This is a genomic window from Paracoccus isoporae (genome assembly GCF_900101865.1).
Lineage (GTDB): Bacteria > Pseudomonadota > Alphaproteobacteria > Rhodobacterales > Rhodobacteraceae > Paracoccus > Paracoccus isoporae.
Genome location: NZ_FNAH01000031.1, coordinates 1 through 1,155 on the forward strand (window position 1 = coordinate 1; position 1,155 = coordinate 1,155).

Sequence of the window (1,155 nt, forward strand, 5' to 3'; positions counted from 1 at the left end):
GGTAATCCTCCCCATGGTTAAGGGGATGCGGAAGTAGAATTTTCTCGGCAGACTCGATGAGGAGATTCTGATGAAGAAGACGAGATTTACCGAGGCTCAGATCATGGCCGTGCTGCGTCAGGCCGAGGGCGGCGTGCCTGTGGCCGAGCTTTGCCGCGAGCATGGGATCAGCAGCGCGACGTTCTACAAGTGGCGCGCGAAGTATGGCGGCATGGACGTGTCCATGATGAGCCAGATGAAGTCGCTTGAGGACGAGAACCGGCGGCTGAAACGCATGTTTGCCGATCTGAGCATGCAGGCCGATCTGCTGCGCGAGGCGCTTGGAAAAAAGTGACGCGGCCAGCTCAGCGCCGGGAGTTGGCCGCGAAGGCGGTGGCGACGAAAGGGGTCAGCATCTCGCTGTCCTGCCGCGCCTTCGGGGTGAGCGAGACCTGCTATCGCTACAGCCCGCAGCGCGACGACGAGAACGAGATGATCGCGGACCTGCTGGTTGGATTGACCAAGGTACACAAGACTTGGGGTTTCGGCCTGTGCTTTCTGTATCTGCGCAACGTGAAAGGCCATATCTGGAACCACAAGCGGGTTCACAGGATCTATTGCGAGCTGGAGTTGAACCTTCGCATCAAGCCGCGGCGACGGCTAAAGCGCGAGAAGCCCGAGGAACTGGCCGTGCCGGACGCACCGAACATGACCTGGTCCATGGATTTCATGGCGGATCGTCTGGCTGACGGACGGCAGTTCCGGCTTCTGAACGTGCTGGACGACTTCAACCGCGAAGGGCTGGGCATCGAGGTCGACTTCTCGCTGCCCGCCGAACGGGTCGTCCGGTCGCTGAACCAGATCATCGAATGGCGTGGCAGGCCATTGGCGATCAGGGTCGACAACGGCCCCGAATATGTCAGTTCCAAGCTGATGAACTGGGCCGAGAGGCAGGGGATCGCCCTGACCTACATCCAGCCCGGAAAACCCCAACAGAACGCCTATGTCGAGCGTTACAACCGGACGGTCCGGCACGAATGGCTGGACCTCTACATCTTTGAAACCATCGAGGAGGTGCAGCGGACCGCCACCAAATGGCTCTGGACCTATAACAACGAACGTCCCAACATGGGCAACGGCGGGATCACACCCGCCATGAAGCTGAAAATGGCCGCG

The 1,155-nt window shown here is 60.0% G+C and carries 1 protein-coding gene; it reads left to right on the forward strand.

Annotated elements, in window-relative coordinates:
* Positions 1 to 70 precede the first annotated feature (70 nt).
* Positions 71 to 1,155, forward strand: a protein-coding gene (locus tag BLT73_RS16935) for an IS3 family transposase (protein WP_090525768.1) whose coding sequence is annotated in 2 segments (ribosomal slippage) — positions 71 to 332 and positions 332 to 1,155 — 1,086 coding nt annotated over the 2 segments. Because the reading frame shifts where the segments join, the coding sequence is not laid out codon by codon here. This gene is flagged as partial in the annotation.